11 protein-coding genes are annotated in these 18,170 nt (G+C 36.0%); 9 read left to right on the top strand and 2 right to left on the bottom strand.

What is annotated here, in order from left to right; all coding sequences use genetic code 11:
- Nucleotides 1-61: 61 nt before the first annotated feature.
- Nucleotides 62-292: a hypothetical protein gene (locus SD960_RS14985; RefSeq protein WP_318804388.1), complete on the top strand. Its 231-nt coding sequence runs from the start codon at nt 62-64 to the stop codon at nt 290-292.
- Nucleotides 293-328: 36 nt separating this feature from the next.
- Here SD960_RS14985 and SD960_RS14980 read toward each other — a convergent pair whose 3' ends face one another.
- Nucleotides 329-1,063: an NUDIX hydrolase gene (locus SD960_RS14980; protein ID WP_318804387.1), complete on the bottom strand. Its 735-nt coding sequence runs from the start codon at nt 1,061-1,063 to the stop codon at nt 329-331.
- Nucleotides 1,063-1,776: an NUDIX hydrolase gene (locus SD960_RS14975; RefSeq protein ID WP_318804386.1), complete on the bottom strand. Its 714-nt coding sequence runs from the start codon at nt 1,774-1,776 to the stop codon at nt 1,063-1,065. Before SD960_RS14975 ends, SD960_RS14980 begins: the two co-directional genes overlap by 1 nt.
- A gap of 391 nt (nt 1,777-2,167) precedes the next feature.
- On the opposite strand from SD960_RS14975, the gene SD960_RS14970 reads away from it, so the two are divergent.
- The 8 genes from SD960_RS14970 (at nt 2,168) to SD960_RS14935 (ending at nt 18,126) form a co-directional block, all read left to right on the top strand.
- On the top strand, nt 2,168-3,661 hold the full coding sequence (locus tag SD960_RS14970; RefSeq protein ID WP_318804384.1) for a xylulokinase: 1,494 nt from the start codon (nt 2,168-2,170) through the stop codon (nt 3,659-3,661).
- 2 nt (nt 3,662-3,663) lie between these two features.
- Nucleotides 3,664-4,983, top strand: coding sequence for a xylose isomerase (xylA, locus tag SD960_RS14965; RefSeq protein ID WP_318804382.1), 1,320 nt, complete (start codon nt 3,664-3,666; stop codon nt 4,981-4,983).
- 47 nt (nt 4,984-5,030) lie between these two features.
- Nucleotides 5,031-8,126 (top strand): TonB-dependent receptor, encoded by a 3,096-nt coding sequence (locus SD960_RS14960; protein WP_318804380.1) that lies wholly within the window; start codon nt 5,031-5,033, stop codon nt 8,124-8,126.
- 12 nt (nt 8,127-8,138) lie between these two features.
- Entirely contained in the window at nt 8,139-9,719 is a 1,581-nt protein-coding gene (locus SD960_RS14955) for a RagB/SusD family nutrient uptake outer membrane protein (protein ID WP_318804378.1), read from the top strand.
- Nucleotides 9,720-9,739: 20 nt separating this feature from the next.
- Nucleotides 9,740-10,612 carry a hypothetical protein gene (locus SD960_RS14950; protein WP_318804376.1) on the top strand — a complete coding sequence of 291 codons (873 nt, stop codon included), beginning with the start codon at nt 9,740-9,742 and terminating at the stop codon, nt 10,610-10,612.
- Nucleotides 10,613-10,744: 132 nt separating this feature from the next.
- Nucleotides 10,745-13,231, top strand: a complete 2,487-nt coding sequence (gene galB, locus SD960_RS14945) for a beta-galactosidase GalB (protein ID WP_318804374.1) — start codon at nt 10,745-10,747, stop codon at nt 13,229-13,231.
- 32 nt (nt 13,232-13,263) lie between these two features.
- Nucleotides 13,264-15,660, top strand: a complete 2,397-nt coding sequence (locus SD960_RS14940; RefSeq protein ID WP_318804373.1) for an alpha-xylosidase — start codon at nt 13,264-13,266, stop codon at nt 15,658-15,660.
- A gap of 462 nt (nt 15,661-16,122) precedes the next feature.
- The gene (locus SD960_RS14935) at nt 16,123-18,126 is read left to right on the top strand and encodes a glycoside hydrolase family 97 protein (protein ID WP_318804372.1); all 2,004 of its coding nucleotides are present in this window, start codon (nt 16,123-16,125) and stop codon (nt 18,124-18,126) included.
- Nucleotides 18,127-18,170: the final 44 nt, after the last annotated feature.

Here is an 18,170-nt window from a genome sequence, read left to right as displayed (position 1 = left end):
ATGACCATAAGGCTAATCAATTATGGTTTCTATTTTTACTAATTAATTAAACCAACAAATTATGGAAAAGCAAACCATGAAACTTGCTGAAAAATTCGGCAGACTTTCAAAAGAAGAATTAAAAGGAATTAAAGGTGGTAATATAGGAACCGTTTGCGGTCCCAGAGATGTTCCTACTTCTATTTGTGCAAGCGGACGAGGAATTGCAGCCAATTCAGGAGATCAGGACCCGAGTCAATTTCAAGGTATTGTAGAAGGTTACTGTAATGTAATAATTGTCTGTATGCCTTAAAAAACTTAAATGCCCGAAGATTCTTCGGGCATTTTTTTAGAATTCAAAATTAAAACCTTTTTCAGTCAGTTTTTTGTAAATTTCAGGATCGAATTTATATAGTTTTGCTGCTCTGTGCGAGACATCTTGTTGCTTTTCGTCGAGTGCAACTAATAACTTCATGTGCAAAATTTTTCTGCGAAAGTTGGATTTGTCTAATTCAATTCCTAGTATTTCTTCATAAAGATGCATTAGCTGCAAAAGAGTGAATTTCTCCGGCAAAAGATTAAAACCAATTGGCGCCTGGCGAACACGATTACGCAATTGCATCAAACTAAATTCGAGAATTTCGTTGTGGTCAAAAATCAAATCCGGAATATCTTTAATTTTATACCATTTGGCTTCAATTACAGAAATGCTGGCTTTAATATCATAATCTTCCCTATTTAATAAAGTATAATAACCAACGGTTATAACTCTTGTGCTTTTTACACGATCCGGATCCGTAAAAGCTTTTAGCTGTTCCAGATAAATGTTGTCAAGACTGGTCAATTCATATACTATTCGAAGGGCAGCATCATCAATACTTTCGTCTAAATATAAATCTCCACCCAGAAGCCCCCATTTTCCAACACTTGCTCCTCCGGCATGTTGTACCAAAAGCACTTCAAGGTTTTTTTTATCGAAAGAAAAAATAACACAGTCAATCGTGATGCCATGTATAACTGTTTTTTTAGCTACAGTTATATTGGTATTCGTTTCAGAAATATTTTGAGAAGAAGAAGAGGCCATTAAAATTCAAAGTTAAATCCTTTTTCAGTCAGTTTTTTATAAATATCAGGATCAAACTTATACAATTTTGCGGCTCTGTGTGACACATCTTGTTGTTTTTCATCTAAAGCAACCAATAATTTCATGTGAAGAATTTTTCGGCGAAAATTAGATTTATCCATTTCGATTCCTAAAATTTCTTCATACAAATGCATTAATTGCAGTAAAGTAAATTTTTCAGGCAATAAATTAAATCCAAGCGGAGCCTGACGAACTCTGTTTTGAAGATGTTTTAAACTATAGGCCAGGATTTCATTATGATCATAAATCAAATCCGGAATATTATTTATTTTATACCATTTGGCATCAGATGCCGTAAAACCTGCTTTAATATTGTAATCTTCGCGTTTTACCAAAGCATAATAACCAATCGTAATAACGCGTCGAAGCGGGAAACGATCGGGGTCGCCAAATGCTTTTAACTGCTCAAGGTAAATATTATCAAGACCGGTAAGTTCATTCAATAAACGATGTGCGGCGTTGTCTGTACTTTCTTTTTTATAAATCCATCCTCCCGGAAGCCCCCATTTTCCTTTGCTAATCCCTTCTCCGTGCTGTACCAAAAGTACTTCTAAACTTCCTTTATCAAAACCAAATATTACACAGTCAATCGTGATTGCATTCATTGCAGTTTGTTCCTTCAAAACTGAATTATCCTCTACATTTTTAACCATATGCTATTAAAATTTTGACAAATTAAATAAATAAAATGAATAACTGCCTTCGTAAAAGCTTTATATTTTTTTTAACGTAACAATTTTCTGATAATCAGTGTATTATTTTATTGATAATTTTTTCACTTTCAAATTTTGATTCTTAAATGTCTGATTGTCAAATTCATAATTTGCTATTTTTTTGGCAATTTTTATTTCACTTTTATTTCGTTTTTTGTTGTATCTGTAAAAATGAACATCAATTTATCTGAATTGCCAAAAAAAACATCTAATATTTTGTTAATATAGAAAAAATGTTTTACACTTGTAGTCAAAATAACCATAAGATAAGTTCAGTTTGACTATAAGTTGAAAAAAGGACAAATCTATAACTAATTAAAAAGTACCACAAATGTTTTTTTTAGGAATTGATTTAGGAAGCTCTTCAATAAAATTATCAGTTTTCGATCCTGAGAAAGGAACGACTATTGGTGCAGTAAGCGTTCCAGATTTTGAAATGCCCATTATCGCGCAACAATTTGGCTGGGCAGAACAAGATCCTGAGTCCTGGTGGCAATATGTAAAAGACGGAATTAAACAATTGGGAGCTAAATCTAATATTGATTTAAAGAAAATTGCAGGAATCGGGATTGCCTATCAAATGCATGGTTTGGTTTTAACCGATGAAAATTTGAATCCGGTTCGTTCTTCGATAATTTGGTGCGATAGCCGCGCTGCTATTATTGGTGATGCCGTTTATGCTCAAATTGGTGCCGAAAACTGCCAAAAACAAATTTTGGGAAGTCCGGGAAATTTTACGGCTTCAAAACTAAAATGGGTAAAAGAGAACCAGCCTGAAGTTTTTGCAAAAGCAAAATATATGATGCTTCCTGGCGATTTTATTGCTGCGAAATTATCAAAAGTAGCTCAAATTAGTACTTCGGGATTATCAGAAGCAGCTTTATGGAATTTTTCAGAAGGAAAATTGGCAACTGAAATCCTTTCTCAAATGGGATTGTCATCAGATATCGTTCCTGAAATTGTTTCAAACTTTGGAATTCAGGCTACAATTCATTCTGAAATTGCTCAGGAATTAGGATTAAATCCTGATGCAAAAATTACATATCGTTCGGGAGATCAACCCAATAATGCATTGTCGTTAAATGTTTTGAAACCAGGCGAAATTGCTACAACAGCCGGAACGTCTGCAGTTATATATGCAGTAAGCGATCAGGATGCTTACGACAAACAAAACAGAATCAATACTTTTTTACATGTTAACAATACAGAAACCGAAAAGAAAAATGGCGTAATGCTGTGCATCAACGGTTCTGGAATTTTATATCAATGGCTGCGTAAAATCATGTCTGTTGACAGAGCTGATTTAATTGCCTACGAAAAATTAAATGCCGAAGCTGCAAAAGTTGAGGCGGGAAGCAACGGACTTCGTTTTTATCCTTTCGGAAATGGTGTTGAACGTATTTTCAATAATAAAAATGCAACATCAGGAATTCAGAATTTAAACTTCAATATTCACCAACCATCACATTTGGTGCGCGCCGCCTGCGAAGGAATTGTGTTTGCCATGAATTATGGTTTTGATGTGATGAAAGAAGTTGGTGTCTCCGGAACTGTAGTTAGAGCAGGAAATTCAAACTTATTTTTAAGTCCGGTTTTCAGGGAAATCTTCACCAATACAACCCAAACTACTTTAGAATTATACAATACTTCGGGAGCAGAAGGAGCTGCAAGAGGCGCCGCTTACGGATTAGGATATTACAATTCGCTTGACGAAGCTTTTTCAGGATTGCAGTGTTTAGACCGAATTGAACCCAACAAAATCCTGACATCACAATATCAGGATTTCTATCAGGAATGGAAAAATCAAATTAAAATAGAACAATAATAATGAGCACAACCAATCAATATTTTAAAAACATCGATACAATTAAGTTCGAAGGCAGAGAAAGTGACAATCCGTTAGCTTTTAAATGGTACGATGAAAATCGTGTCGTTGCAGGAAAAACTTTGAAAGAACATTTGCGTTTTTCAATGGCTTACTGGCATACGCTATGTAATACAGGTGGAGATCCGTTTGGAGCTTCGACTGAAACTTTTGCATGGGATAAAAATGAAAATGCTATTTTAAGAGCTAAAGACAAAATGGACGCGGCTTTTGAATTCATGACAAAATTAGGTTTGCCATATTATTGTTTTCATGATGTTGATGTTGTGGATGATGCGCCAACTTTGGCAGAATTTGAAACTCGTATTCAAACAATGGTTGAATATGCGAAACAAAAACAACAGGAATCCGGAATTAAATTGTTGTGGGGAACTTCAAATTTATTCAGCAATCCACGTTACATGAACGGTGCTGCGACAAATCCAAACTTTGACGTCTTGGCTTACGCCGGAGCTCAGGCAAAAATCGCGATCGATGCTACTATTGCGCTTGGTGGAGAAAATTATGTTTTCTGGGGAGGTCGTGAAGGATATATGAGTTTGTTAAACACAGACATGAAAAGAGAATTAGACCATTTGGGAAGATTCTTAAATACTTGTAAAGATTATGCCCGTAAAGAAGGTTTTAAAGGAAACTTTTTAATCGAACCAAAACCAATGGAACCAACCAAACATCAGTACGATTTTGATGCGGCGACTTCTTTAGGTTTCATTAATAAATACGGACTTCAAAATGATTTCAAATTAAACCTTGAAGTAAACCACGCAACACTTGCGGGACATTCTTTCGAACATGAATTACAAGTTGCTGTTGATGCCGGAATGTTAGGAAGCATTGATGCGAATCGTGGTGATTACCAAAACGGTTGGGATACAGATCAATTCCCAATCAATCTTCAAGAAGTAACACAAGCTATGTTGGTTATCCTTGAAGGTGGAGGAATTCAGGGTGGAGGTGTAAACTTCGATGCTAAAGTGAGAAGAAATTCAATCGATTTAGAAGACAAATTCATTGCACACATTTCAGGAATGGATGTTTTTGCAAGAGGATTAATCTGCGCAGATCATATACTACAAAATACAGATTACAGAAAATTACGCACACAGCGTTACAGTTCGTTTGACAGTGGTAACGGAGCTAAGTTTGAAAACGGAGAATTGTCTCTGGAAGACTTAAGCAAAATTGCACGTGCAAGCGGAGAGCCTCAGCCATTAAGCGGCAGACAAGAATTATTCGAACAGATTATTTCGAATGCGTATTAAATAATTACAGGTAACTAACTATAAATTTAAACCAATTCTTAATTATTATGAAAAGCAAATATTGTATAAAAACAACAATGCTGCCATATTATATGGCACTATTGCTTAGCTTATTTATGATACAATCTGGTTTTGCCCAAGAGCAATCCAAGTTTGTAACCGGAAATGTTATTTCGGCAGATGATAACATGGGAGTTCCGGGTGCCACTATTCTGGTACAGGGAACAAAGACAAGTACTGCTACTGATTTTGATGGATTATACAAAATTGAAGCAAAGACCGGTGATGTACTGGTATTTAGTTTTATGGGATATAAAACACAAAAAATCACTGTTGGAGAAAATAAAAAAATAAACGTAACGATGCAGGCTGAAACTGCAGAACTAAAAGAAATTGTAGTTATTGGTTACGGTACACAAAAGAAAAAGGTTAACACTGCTGCAACTTCACTTGTATCTGGAAAAGATATTCAGCAAGTTGCGAGTCTTGATGTTACAAATGCTTTGCAAGGTCAGGCATCTGGGGTAAATGTTACTTCATCTTCAGGACAGCCTGGTGCTAACATGGTGGTTAACATTCGTGGAGCCGGTACAGCAGGAAAAAGTGATCCGCTTTATGTAGTAGACGGTGTTGTTGTTGATAACGGTATCTCCTATCTTGATCCTTCGGTTATCGAAAGGGTCGATGTACTTAAAGATGCTTCTGCGGCTTCTATCTATGGAGCAAGAGCGGCCAACGGGGTTATCTTAGTTACAACTAAAAAAGGTAAAGACGGAAAAATGAATGTGTCATTTAATTCTTATACAGGTTTTCAGCAAGTTGCTAAAAAACTTGATTTGATGAATACGCAAGAGTATACTACAATCATGAATGAAGCTCGTGTAAACTCTGGACTTACGCCATTATACACGCCAGCTCAGGTTGCAGCATTGCCAAATCACGATTGGCAGGATGATTTGTTTAATGAAGGAGCAATGAAACAAAATCACTCTCTTTTAATTACAGGCGGTGATAAAAAATCAACTATTGCTACAGGTGTTTCATACTATGGTCAGGAAGGTATGATTGGTGGTGCAAACAGCCAGTCTCAATACGATCGTATTACTTTTAGTGTGAACTCAACATCAGAAGTAATTGAAAATCATTTGAAAATTGGAGAAAACTTCACTTTGTCAAATACAAAATCCAGTGGAGTTGCAGATGATGGTATTTACAGCAACGGAATTAGAAGTTTCTTAAACGCGGCTCCAATTGACGCGGCTTATGATGCTGATGGAAATTTTGCTAAATCAACTATTTCTGCAGACGTAAGTAACCCGGTTGGTTCACTTTATTACAATAACTTCAACCAAACAAAGGTTAACCGTTATGTTGGGAATATTTTTGCAGAATTAAAATTCCTTAAAGATTTTACTTTCAGAACTAGTTTTGGTGTCGATATGACAGATAGTAACTATCGTTCTTTCAGACCTGTTTATTCTTTATCTTCAAGTGATAACAATACAGTTTCAAGTGTTACACAAAGTGGAACAAAAAGTTCAGGATGGATTTTTGAAAACACACTTCAATATAAAACTACAATTGCTGGCGCACATAATTTTGACTTTTTGGTAGGTACTTCTGCAAAAAAGAATACTGCAGATTATATGGAAGGTCAGGGTAGAAATTTAATTTTTACTGATTTCGAACATGCTTATTTGGATAATGCTAAAGATCCAACATCAAATGTGGTGAAAGGGAATCGTACAGATTATGCAATCCAATCTTACTTTGGACGTATGTTATACGACTACAACAACAAATATTTATTCTCTGCAACAGTACGTAGAGATGGATCTTCAGAATTTGGACCAAATAACAAATATGCAATTTTCCCTTCATTTTCTGCAGGTTGGAATTTAGACCGCGAAGCTTTCTTTAAAGAAAATGCAGTTGTAAACACATTTAAACTTAGAGCGAGCTGGGGACAAAATGGTAACGATCAATTCTCAAGAAGATTTGCTTACATGTCAACCATTAGCTCAAAAGACAAAACATATCATTTTGGCACAGGAGACGAAACTTTACTAGTAGGTTCAAGCCCTGATCAGCTTTCAGATCCTAACTTAAAATGGGAAACTTCAGAGCAATTAGATTTTGGTTTTGATGCTACATTGTTTACTAATTTTAGTTTGACATTTGATTACTACGATAAAAAAACAAAAGACTGGTTAGTATTGGCTTCTATTCCAACTTATGCAGGAGCTTCTGCACCTTATGTTAATGGTGGAGATGTAAGTAACAAAGGTTTTGAGGTTGCAGTAGGATACCGTAAAAGTTTCGGAAACTGGAATTTTGGTATCAATGCAAACGTTTCTCATAACAAAAATGAAGTACTTAGAATTGCAAACAACGAAGGAATCATTCACGGAGAATCTAACTTATTGTTTCAAGGTTTAGACGAGATGAACCGTGTTGAAGTTGGAAAACCAATGGGATATTTCTACGGTTTAAAAACAGCTGGTATTTTTCAAAATGCAGCAGAAGTTGCAGCGGGAGTTCAGCCAAATGCACAACCAGGAGACGTTCGTTTTGTTGATTTAAACAAAGACGGACAAATTGATGCTAATGATAAAACAGAAGTTGGTAACCCAAATCCTGATTATACGTATGGCGTTAATTTTGATTTATCGTACAAAGCATTTGACTTAACGGTTAATACTTACGGATCTGCAGGTGGTCAAAACGTTTTTGGAATTCATGATTATACCCGTGCTTATACAAATAACACAACTGAAGTTTTAAACAGATGGACTTCTGAAGGAACTTCTAACACAACACCAAGAGTAACTTACGGAACAGATCCTAATGGAAACTATACTAAATTCTCGGATTTATATGTTCAGGATTCTGATTTCTTCAGAATTAAGAATATTACTATCGGATGTGATTTGACAAAATTAACAAACAAGTTAAATTTCTTTAGCAAATTCAGATTGTATGTTGCTGCTAATAACCTTTACACTTTCACAAAATATAAAGGTATGGACCCGGAAATTGGTTTCGGAAATACTACTGTAGGACAAGAATGGGCAAGAGGAATTGATGTTGGATTTTATCCACAGCCAAGAACGTATATGATGGGTCTTAATGTTAACTTTTAATTTATGAAAACGATGAAAACATATATAAAATTATTTGCGCTTTCAAGCTTATTGGTTTTAGGAGCTTGTTCGGAAGATTTTTTAGAAAACGAACCTTATACAGATAAGGTAACAGACAATTTTTATAAAACGCCATCTGACGCTTTTGAAGGATTAGTTGCTGTTTATGATGTGTTGCAAAGAGAAGCATACGGAACACAATTGATTGTGAGCGAACAGGCATCTGATGATTGTTTTGGAGGATTTGGTATTGCAGATCCAACAACAGATTTACAATGGGATCGCTTTCAGTATACGACAGATAAAGATATGAATGCACTTATCTGGACCAACTCTTATTTAGGAATTTACAGAGCTAATATTTTATTAGAAAATCTTGATAAAGTAAATTGGGGATCTCAAACTGCCCTGAAAACACAATACGAAGCTGAAGCTCGTTTTTTAAGAGCGCACTTTCACTTTCAGGCTGCTAAAATGTTTGGAGAAATTGTTCCGTTAGATCACACCGTGACTACAAGCGAATTTCAATTACCAAGACAGGCGGCAGAGGTTACTTATGCCTTAATTGCTAACGATTTAAAATTTGCTGCAGATAATTTAGGCCCTGAGAATTATTCTAAAAAAGGAAATGCAAACTTCGGACGTATCACAAAATGGGCAGCAGAAGCTTATTTGGCAAGAACTTTTTTATTCTACACAGATTATTATGAAAAACCTGACTTAGCTGGTGTTGTTACCAAAGATCAGGCGATTACATACATAAATGATGTAGTAAGCAATAGCGGACACGAATTGGTTCCGGATTTTGCTAATCTTTGGTTAGCAGCTTCTTTCGCAAACTTTGCAGGAGAAGATAATACAGAAATGGTTTGGGCTGTTCGTTTTAATAGTTCTGGAAAAGGAAATTGGGACTTACATGAAGGAAACCGTTTCCAGGTAAACATTGCACCACGTGGTGGAAGTGTTAATAATAAATATGCTACAGGATGGGGAGGAGCAACCGTTAACCCTAAATTATATGAAGCATATGAGGGAGGAGATACTCGTAGAGATGCAACTATTATTGCTTATGCAGAAGAAAGTTTAAGTTTTGATGCAGAAGCAAGAGAACAACGTCAGTATACAGGATATTCGTGGAAAAAATATTGCCCTATTACCGACGCAGCAGGTACAGCAATTGTTGAAACAAATGGTGGAAATTTTCAAATTGACAACTATCAGGATCTTGCAATGATTCGCTATGCTGATGTATTGCTGATGGCTGCAGAATTGAATTTAGCTTCAAATCTAGGGTTAGCACAAGCAGATTTAGATAAAGTTCGTGACAGAGCTTTTAAAAGTACTACTAACAGAGTTGTTGTTTCTAAAGAAACTATTATGACAGAGCGTCAATTAGAATTGGCATTAGAAGGGCAACGTTATTTTGACTTAATCAGACAGGATATGACTGTTGCTAAAGCTGCAATTGACAATACTGATGGTGGATCTGATTTTGCTGTAACTTTTAGACCAGAAACTTTAGGCTGGTTCCCATTACCACAATCTCAAATTGTACTTTCTAATGGCACTATCAAACAAAATCCAGGTTGGTAATAACTAAAAAACAAATGATTATGAAACGTATATTATATATATTACTAGCAGCAATAACCATAAGCTCATTTTTATTTTCATGTGAGCCTGTAGAAGACCGCGAAAGTTTAGATGCCATTACATTAACGCCGGCTAATACTAAATTTTCGATTGTTCAAAATCCTGCGAACGATCACGAAGTAGCGATTAAAAATGAAGATCCAAATGTAATTCCTTATTGGCATTATATCGACAGTAAAGGAAATGAGTTAGGACACTCTAACAAAGGTGATGATAAAATCATTTTGCCTTTTGGCGGAACGTATAAGATTTTTTATACTGCTTATACAAGAGGTGGTGCAGTTGAAGCAGCTCCGGTAACAGTTACAGTAGCAGAAAATGACGAAGCTTATTTCAGTGATGAAAGATGGGGACTTCTTGCCAACAGAACAGAAGGAAAAACATGGGTATTAAACATGGTAAAACCTCTTGAATTTGTTGATGCAAAATACGTAAACAGTACACTTAGCCCTGCAGGCTGGTGGCCATTGCTTTCAGAAATTCCTTGGGCAAACTTAGAGAATAAAGATTGGGGAGAAATTACTTTCGACCTTAAAGGAGGTTATAATGTATCAGTAACACAAACTAATCCAACTTTAGGAAGTACAGAAAAAACGACTAAAACTGGAACATTCAACTTTTCATTTTCAGATCAGTCAAAAAATGACAGGTTAATTTTTAATGGCGGACTCGAAATGCTACACCCAAATGATGCTACATATTTTAGTTCTTCATTTAGTTTTACAAATGTAAGACTGGTTGAGTTAACAGAAACTACTTTAAGTTTTATAGCTATCAGAGCTGATGGAGGTTATTTATCTTATCACTTAATTGCTAAAACAAATACACTATAATTATTTAATTCTATAGTCTCAGTTTTAAAAACGTTTGTAACGTTCTCTAAAACTGAGACTTAAATTATTTTCTAAGAAATAAAACAATCATTTTTATTTCTAACTTCAATTTCCAAACAAAAAACAATACCAATGCGTAAAAGAAAGAATTTAAGCAGTTTACTTTCCTTATTAACATTAGTAACAATACTTCTTTTTGGTTCTTGCAGCAAAAAAGAAGACACTTTTGTTAACCGCAAAGTTTCTTTTAATTCAGATTGGAGTTTTCATCTAAATGATAGTTTAGTTGATAAAGATACCATTGGAACTTCAACCAAATGGCGAACCTTAAACGTGCCACATGACTGGAGCATTGAAGGAAAATTTGATGAGAAAAGTCCAGCCGGATATGGAGGCGGAGCGCTTAATGGAGGTCTGGGATGGTATAAGAAAACTTTTAAATTAAACACTTCTGATAGTAGTAAAGTTATATCAATTACCTTTGATGGTGTTTATAGAAACAGCGAAGTCTGGATAAACGGACATTTTTTAGGAAAACGTCCAAACGGTTATATTGGCTTTCAATATGACATGTCTCCCTATTTAAATTATGGGGAAAAAAGCAATGAAATTATTGTAAAGGTTGACAATTCAAAACAACCCAATTCACGCTGGTATTCAGGATCAGGAATTTTTAGAAATGTCTGGATCGAAACCACAGATAAATTACATGTTGCAAATTGGGGAACTTATGTTACAACTCCAAAAGTAACTGCCGAAAAAGCTTCGGTACAATTTGAAACTACCATTCAAAACAAATATTCAGCTTCAAAAAAGGCAACAGTAACAACTACTATTTTTAAAGAAGATACCAAAGTAACATCCGTTACACAAAATATAACCATTGGTGCAAATGCCAATCAAACTATCAAACAGGAAACTCAGGTTGAAACACCAGTTTTATGGTCAGTTGAAAAACCTGAATTGTATACAGCAGTTACAGAAATTTCGGTAGACGATAAAATTGTAGATCAATACAAAACCAATTTCGGAATCAGAGATTTTAAGTTTGATGTTGATAAAGGTTTTATCCTTAACGGAAAACAGGTCAAAATAAAAGGAGTTTGTATGCATCATGATTTAGGGCCTTTGGGTGCTGCAATCAATACGCGCGCGATCGAACGCCAGTTGGAAATCCTGAAAGAAATGGGCGTAAACGGAATCAGAACTTCTCATAATCCGCCTGCTCCGGAACTTTTGGACCTTTGTGATAAAATGGGTTTCATTGTCATGGATGAAGCATTTGATATGTGGAAACAAACCAAAACCAAATACGATTATGGTAATGATTGGGACAAATGGCACAAGAAAGATTTAATAGATCAATTGCTGCGCGACCGAAATCACCCAAGTATTTTTGTTTGGAGTATCGGAAATGAAATTCCCGAACAATGGAATGAAAAAGGGGTTGAAATTGCCAAAGAATTAGCAGCCATTACACGTCAATACGACAAAACACGCCCGTTAACCGCAGCGATGAATCCGCCGGTAAACATGAATATTGATGCCGTAACTTTACAATTCGAAAAAAAGAATGTTCAGTTTAATGCCATCGCAAAATCTGGAGTTTTAGACCTTATCGGATACAATTATGCGCATCAAACGTATGAACATCATAAAAAGAATTTCCCGGGAATTCCTTTTATCGCTACAGAAACAACTTCAGGTTTACAAACCCGCGGTTATTATGATGCCGTTTCAGACACCATTAAAAAATGGCCGGTAAGATGGGACCTTAAATTTACTGGTGGAAATCCAGGAAACACGGTTTCGGCTTACGATCAGGTTCAGGCGCCTTGGGGTTCAACGCATGAAGCGACCTGGAAAATAATTAAAAAATACGATTATCTTTCTGGTATGTACATCTGGACAGGCTTCGATTATATCGGAGAACCAACTCCGTACGAATGGCCGTCGATCAGTTCTTATTTCGGAATTGTAGATTTAGCCGGTTTCGCGAAAGACGTATATTATATGTACCAAAGCGAATGGACAGACAAAACCGTGCTTCATATTTTTCCACATTGGAATTGGAAAATCGGACAAACCGTAGATGTTTGGGCCTATTATAATAAAGCCGATGAGGTGGAACTTTTTCTTAACGGAAAATCAGTTGGAATCAGAAGCAAAAAAGGAGATGATTTACACGTAATGTGGAGAATTCCATATCAGCCGGGAACTCTAAAAGCTGTTTCTCGTAAAAACGGAAAAGTGGTTTTAGAAAAAGAAATCAAAACTGCCGGAAATCCATCAAATTTAAAATTGACAGCAGACAGAAGTACTATTAAAGCAGACGGAAATGATTTATCATTTGTAACCGTAGATATTTTAGACGAAAAAGGAACTTTGTCACCAAATGCCAATAACGAAATCAACTTCTCTTTAAAAGGAAATGGAAAAATCGTTGGGGTTTCAAGCGGAGATCCTGTAAGTCACGAATCGTACAAAGGTTCAAAACATACAGCGCTTAACGGAAAATGTCTGGTAATTGTTCAATCTGGAGATAAAACAGGACGATTAGAATTAACCGCTAAAGCGAATGGATTAAAACCTTCGACAATTGTAATTACAGCAGAATAACCACTATAAACAAACTAACTAAAAAACACACAATGAAAAAAATAAAGATAGCCTCATTATCTCTATTCATGGGTTTTGGATTGCTTTCGCCAAAAGCGTCGGCGCAAATTCAAAATGCCGATGTGCTAAATGCTCCGATAGATATCAGCAAAGATTTTCAGAATTACCTGAACACCTTTTATTTTGCCGATGAACTAAAAGCGTTTGATCCTGCTACAGGAAAAGGGACAATAAAATATTTGCGATACAATTATAAAACACGTCAGGCTTTCAACAATATGATGATGAAGCCGGATTCTGTTGCTGCAAACGAATTTCCTGCAACAGAATACGAAGCTTCGCCTTTATTGCCGTTTGAGATTCAGTTTATTTCTGATAGAACTATCAGAATAAAAACAACTTCAGGACCGCAATTTCATCCGCAAAAAGAATCTTTGATGCTGGTAAATGGTGTTGCACCAAATCACCCGGAATTATGGAAATATTCTAAAATCGAGGGCGGCCATAAATACACCAGCAAACACGGAGTTGTAGAAATCTTAGTAAAGCCTTGGCACGTAAAGATTTATGATGAAAAGGGAAAACTGCTGACAAGCACGCTTCACGATACCGATTTTAAAAACACGTATACGCCAACACTTCCGTTTTCTTACGTTCGTAGAAACAGCGATTATTCAAGAAGTATGGGCGCGGCTTTTAGCTTAGAGCCGGACGAAAAAATATTTGGTTGTGGAGAATCTTTTACACAATTCAATAAACGTGGACAAAAAGTAGTTCTGTGGGCAGATGACGCCAACGGAATCCAAAATGAAACCATGTACAAACCTGTTCCGTTTTACATGAGCAGCCGCGGATACGGAGTTTTTATGCATCACTCAACACCAATTACAGTTGACTTTGGAAGATATTATTCAAGTGCCAATGAAATGTATATTGGAGACGACGAAGCCGATTTGTTTTTCTTCATCGGAGAACCAAAAGACGTTTTAGATCAATATACAGATTTAACCGGAAAAGCTGCAATGCCACCACTTTGGTCGTTTGGTTTTTGGATGAGCCGTATTACTTATTTTTCTGAAAAAGAAGGACGAGACGTAGCAAGAGATTTACGTAAATATAAAATTCCAACAGATGTAATACACTTTGATACAGGCTGGTTTGATGTAGACTGGAGAAACAATTACGAGTTTGCAAAAGCCCGTTTCCCGGATGCACAAAAAATGATGACCGATTTGAAAAAAGACGGTTTCCAGGTTTGTTTATGGCAATTGCCTTATTTCACGCCAAAGAATACGTTGTTTAACGAAATCATGGACAAGAATTTAGCCGTAAGAGACCGCAAAGGAAATCTTCCGTATGAAGATGCCGTTCTGGATTTCTCAAATCCTGAAACCGTAACCTGGTATCAGGGAAAACTGAAACATTTATTCGATCAGGGCGTTGCGGTTTTCAAAGTAGATTTTGGAGAAGCTGCTCCGCCAGACGGAATTTACCATTCTGGAAGAACAGGTTTTTATGAACACAATTTATATCCATTGAGATATAATAAGGCTGTTGCCGAAATTACCCAAAAAGAAAAAGGTTATACTTTAATCTGGGCGAGAAGTACGTGGGCTGGATCTCAGCGTTATCCATTACATTGGGGTGGAGATGCTGAAACAACAAACGGCGCAATGTCGGCAGAATTACGTGGCGGACTTTCATTAGGATTAAGTGGATTCAGTTTCTGGAGTCATGACGTGGGAGGATTTGCAACAAAATCTCCAGAGAATTTATACAGAAGATGGGCGCCTTTCGGAATGTTTACTTCACATGTAAGAAGCCATGGTGAGCCTCCGCGCGAGCCTTGGTTGTACAGCAAAGATTTCCTGGAAGGATTTAGAAAAGCAGATAACATGCGTTACGAATTAATGCCATATATCTATGCTCAGGCCAAAGAAAGTTCTCAAAAAGGATTGCCAATGATGCGTGCTTTATTTGTAGAATATCCAAATGATCCGGGAGCTTGGTTGGTTGATAATGAATATTTATTTGGTTCAAGCATGCTGGTAGCACCACTTTTTGAAGAAGTTACAGAAAGAGATGTTTATCTTCCGGAAGGAACATGGATTGATTACCAAACTAAAAAAGTATACCAATCAGGATGGCATAAAATCAAAGCAGGCGAAGTGCCAATTGTAGTTTTAGTAAAAGACGGAACTGCATTGCCACACATCGGTTTAGCACAATCTACAAAAGATATGGATTGGAGCAAATTAACGTTGAAAGTTTACGCGAGCGACAAAACAACTTCGGCGAAAGCCAAAGTATTTTTACCGGACGGAGACGCCGTTCAGGAAATTACAGTAAACAAAAACGGAAACAATTTTGATGTAACTTCAAACCCATTTCAAGGAAAAACAACTCTAAAAACAGAGTGGATAAAATAAAAAAATTTGCCACGAATTGCACGAATTTGCACAAATTAAATTCGGGATAATTCGTGAAATTCGTGGCAAAAAAATATTAACACATAGAAACATAGGTTTTTTGTTAGTGAGTAAAAGAAAGTAAAAAGAAACTAGTTTCTCACACATAGTCTATGTTTGTTTAAACTAGTGGAACGCCTTTTTAAGTTTCCAATGAACTTTGATTCTATGTGTTTAAAAAATTTAATGAACAGATTACAAGAATTAAAAATTAAAAATCTGCTGAATCTGCAAAATCTGCGTGAAAAACAGGCAAAGAATTTTAAAGAAAATCATTTTTAAATCTTTTATCCCGATAGCTATCGGGAGTGGCAAAAAAAAACATCCCCAACAGGATAAAAAATAAGTTTTAGTTTAGTTTTTAAATCGGATGAAGTTTTGAGCGCTTCATTCGATTTATTTGAGAATTCAAGAAAAAATATCATGAAAAAAAACCTAGTTCTTTCCGCCGTATTACTTTCTGTTACGATTGGATACAGTCAGAAAAATAAAAATGCTTATGAATTGGCTTCGCCAAACGGGCAGAATAAAATCAAATTTGAGTTAGTAAAAAATGCTCCAAAATATGCTGTATCACACGGAAAAACCGAAGTGATTACACCATCTGACATGGGATTTTTATTAAAAGGAAATGAAAATTTAAGTTCTGACTTTGAAGTAAAAAGTGTAAAAAATACTTCTTTTGATGAAACCTGGGAACAAGTTTGGGGCGAGAAGAAAAACATCAGAAACCATTACAATCAGCTTTCTGTTCAGTTACAGCAAAAAAGCGGAAACAAACGAAAATTAGAAATTCAATTTCGTGCGTTTGATGACGGAGTTGCTTTTAGATATGTGTATCCAAAACAAAATGTAAAAGACAGTATTTTCATTATGGATGAAAAAACGACTTTTAACTTAAAAGAAGATGGAAAAGCATGGTGGATTCCGGCAAACAGAGAAAACCGCGACGAATATCTTTTTAAAGATGCAGCAGTAAGTACCCTTGATACTGTTTTGACTCCACTTACAATCGAAAGCAAAAGCGGATTAGCATTAAGTTTTCACGAAGCAAATTTGGTAGATTTTGCGAGTATGACTTTGGTTAATACAACCGGAACGCAACTGAAATCAGATTTAGTGCCGTGGGCAGATGGTATAAAAGTTCGTGTAAAAGATACATTCACTTCTTCTTGGAGAACGATTCAAATTGGAGAAAATCCATCAGAATTAATTACTTCTTATTTAATTTTAAATCTAAATGATCCAAATAAATTAAAAAACACAAGCTATTTCAAACCATACAAATATTTCGGAATCTGGTGGGGAATGCACATCGGGAAATATACATTTTGGGAAAGCGACAAACAAGGCGCAACAACCAAACATGCCGAAGAATATATCGATTTTACAGCAAAAGAAGGATTTCATCATTTGTTGATCGAAGGATGGAACAAAGGCTGGACACCGGCTTGGTATGAAAACCACATGCACATGTTTAGTTTCACAAAAAGTGCCGACAATTTCGACTTAGAAAAAGTGGTGGATTACGGAAACAAAAAAGGCGTTGCACTTATTGGTTATCATGAAACAGGTTCCAACTTAATTAATTACTTAAAAGAAGTTGATGAAGGATTTGCATTATATAAAAAACTTGGAATGCACTCGGTTAAAATTGGTCACGTAGGTTCTAAACTGAACATGAAAGAGAACCACTTTGGACAATTTGGAGTAAATTATTTCAGATATATTTTAGAAAAAGCAGCGCAATATGATTTAGCTGTTTTATACCATGAATCAATAAAAGATACCGGAGAAAGAAGAACTTTCCCGAACATGGTTTCGAGAGAAGCAGCGCGTGGACAAGAATACAACGCTTGGAGCGAAGGAAATCCGCCAAATCACTTAACGATTATTCCATTTACAAGATTGCTTTCAGGGCCAATGGACTTTACGCCCGGAATTTTTGATGTTGAGGTAAAACAAGGTTTCCCTGGAAAAAGAGTGCACGGAACAGCAGCGCAGCAATTGGCATTGTATGTTACAATTTATGCGCCAATCCAAATGATGGCAGATTTACCTGAAAACTACGAAGGAAAACCGGCTTTACAATTCTTAAAAGATGTTCCAACAGATTGGGAAGATACAAAAGTATTAGAAGGATCAATTGGGCAATATATTACAACTGTTCGTAAAGACAGAAACAGTGCCGATTGGTATTTAGGAACAATCACAAACGAAAACGCAAGAGACGTAAATGTTGCTTTATCATTTTTAGATCCAAATGCAACTTACGAAGCGCAGATTTATGCTGATGCAGTAGGAACTGATGAAACACATAATCCTGCTGAAATCGCAATTTCTAAGAAAACCGTTAAGGCTTCAGATTCACTAAAATTACATTTAGGAGGCGCTGGCGGAACAGCAATTAGATTCAAGAAACTATAATTTTAGAAATATAGATATAGATTGTCAAACCTGACAGGTTTTTA

It is taken from the genome of Flavobacterium sp. MMLR14_040 (genome assembly GCF_033657265.1).
Lineage (GTDB): Bacteria > Bacteroidota > Bacteroidia > Flavobacteriales > Flavobacteriaceae > Flavobacterium.
Note: the sequence above shows the minus strand (reverse complement) of the source record. Positions and strands in the feature narration are given on the sequence as shown.

What these genes read in the sequence shown, in the direction of transcription:
- SD960_RS14940 (WP_318804373.1), top strand. Translation starts at nt 13,264, where the DNA reads ATGAAAAAAATAAAGATAGCCTCATTATCTCTATTCATGGGTTTTGGA.
- SD960_RS14955 (WP_318804378.1), top strand. Translation starts at nt 8,139, where the DNA reads ATGAAAACATATATAAAATTATTTGCGCTTTCAAGCTTATTGGTTTTA.
- SD960_RS14985 (WP_318804388.1), top strand. Translation starts at nt 62, where the DNA reads ATGGAAAAGCAAACCATGAAACTTGCTGAAAAATTCGGCAGACTTTCA.
- SD960_RS14970 (WP_318804384.1), top strand. Translation starts at nt 2,168, where the DNA reads ATGTTTTTTTTAGGAATTGATTTAGGAAGCTCTTCAATAAAATTATCA.
- SD960_RS14960 (WP_318804380.1), top strand. Translation starts at nt 5,031, where the DNA reads ATGAAAAGCAAATATTGTATAAAAACAACAATGCTGCCATATTATATG.
- xylA (WP_318804382.1), top strand. Translation starts at nt 3,664, where the DNA reads ATGAGCACAACCAATCAATATTTTAAAAACATCGATACAATTAAGTTC.
- SD960_RS14950 (WP_318804376.1), top strand. Translation starts at nt 9,740, where the DNA reads ATGAAACGTATATTATATATATTACTAGCAGCAATAACCATAAGCTCA.
- galB (WP_318804374.1), top strand. Translation starts at nt 10,745, where the DNA reads ATGCGTAAAAGAAAGAATTTAAGCAGTTTACTTTCCTTATTAACATTA.
- SD960_RS14975 (WP_318804386.1), bottom strand. Translation starts at nt 1,776, where the DNA reads ATGGTTAAAAATGTAGAGGATAATTCAGTTTTGAAGGAACAAACTGCA.
- SD960_RS14935 (WP_318804372.1), top strand. Translation starts at nt 16,123, where the DNA reads ATGAAAAAAAACCTAGTTCTTTCCGCCGTATTACTTTCTGTTACGATT.
- SD960_RS14980 (WP_318804387.1), bottom strand. Translation starts at nt 1,063, where the DNA reads ATGGCCTCTTCTTCTTCTCAAAATATTTCTGAAACGAATACCAATATA.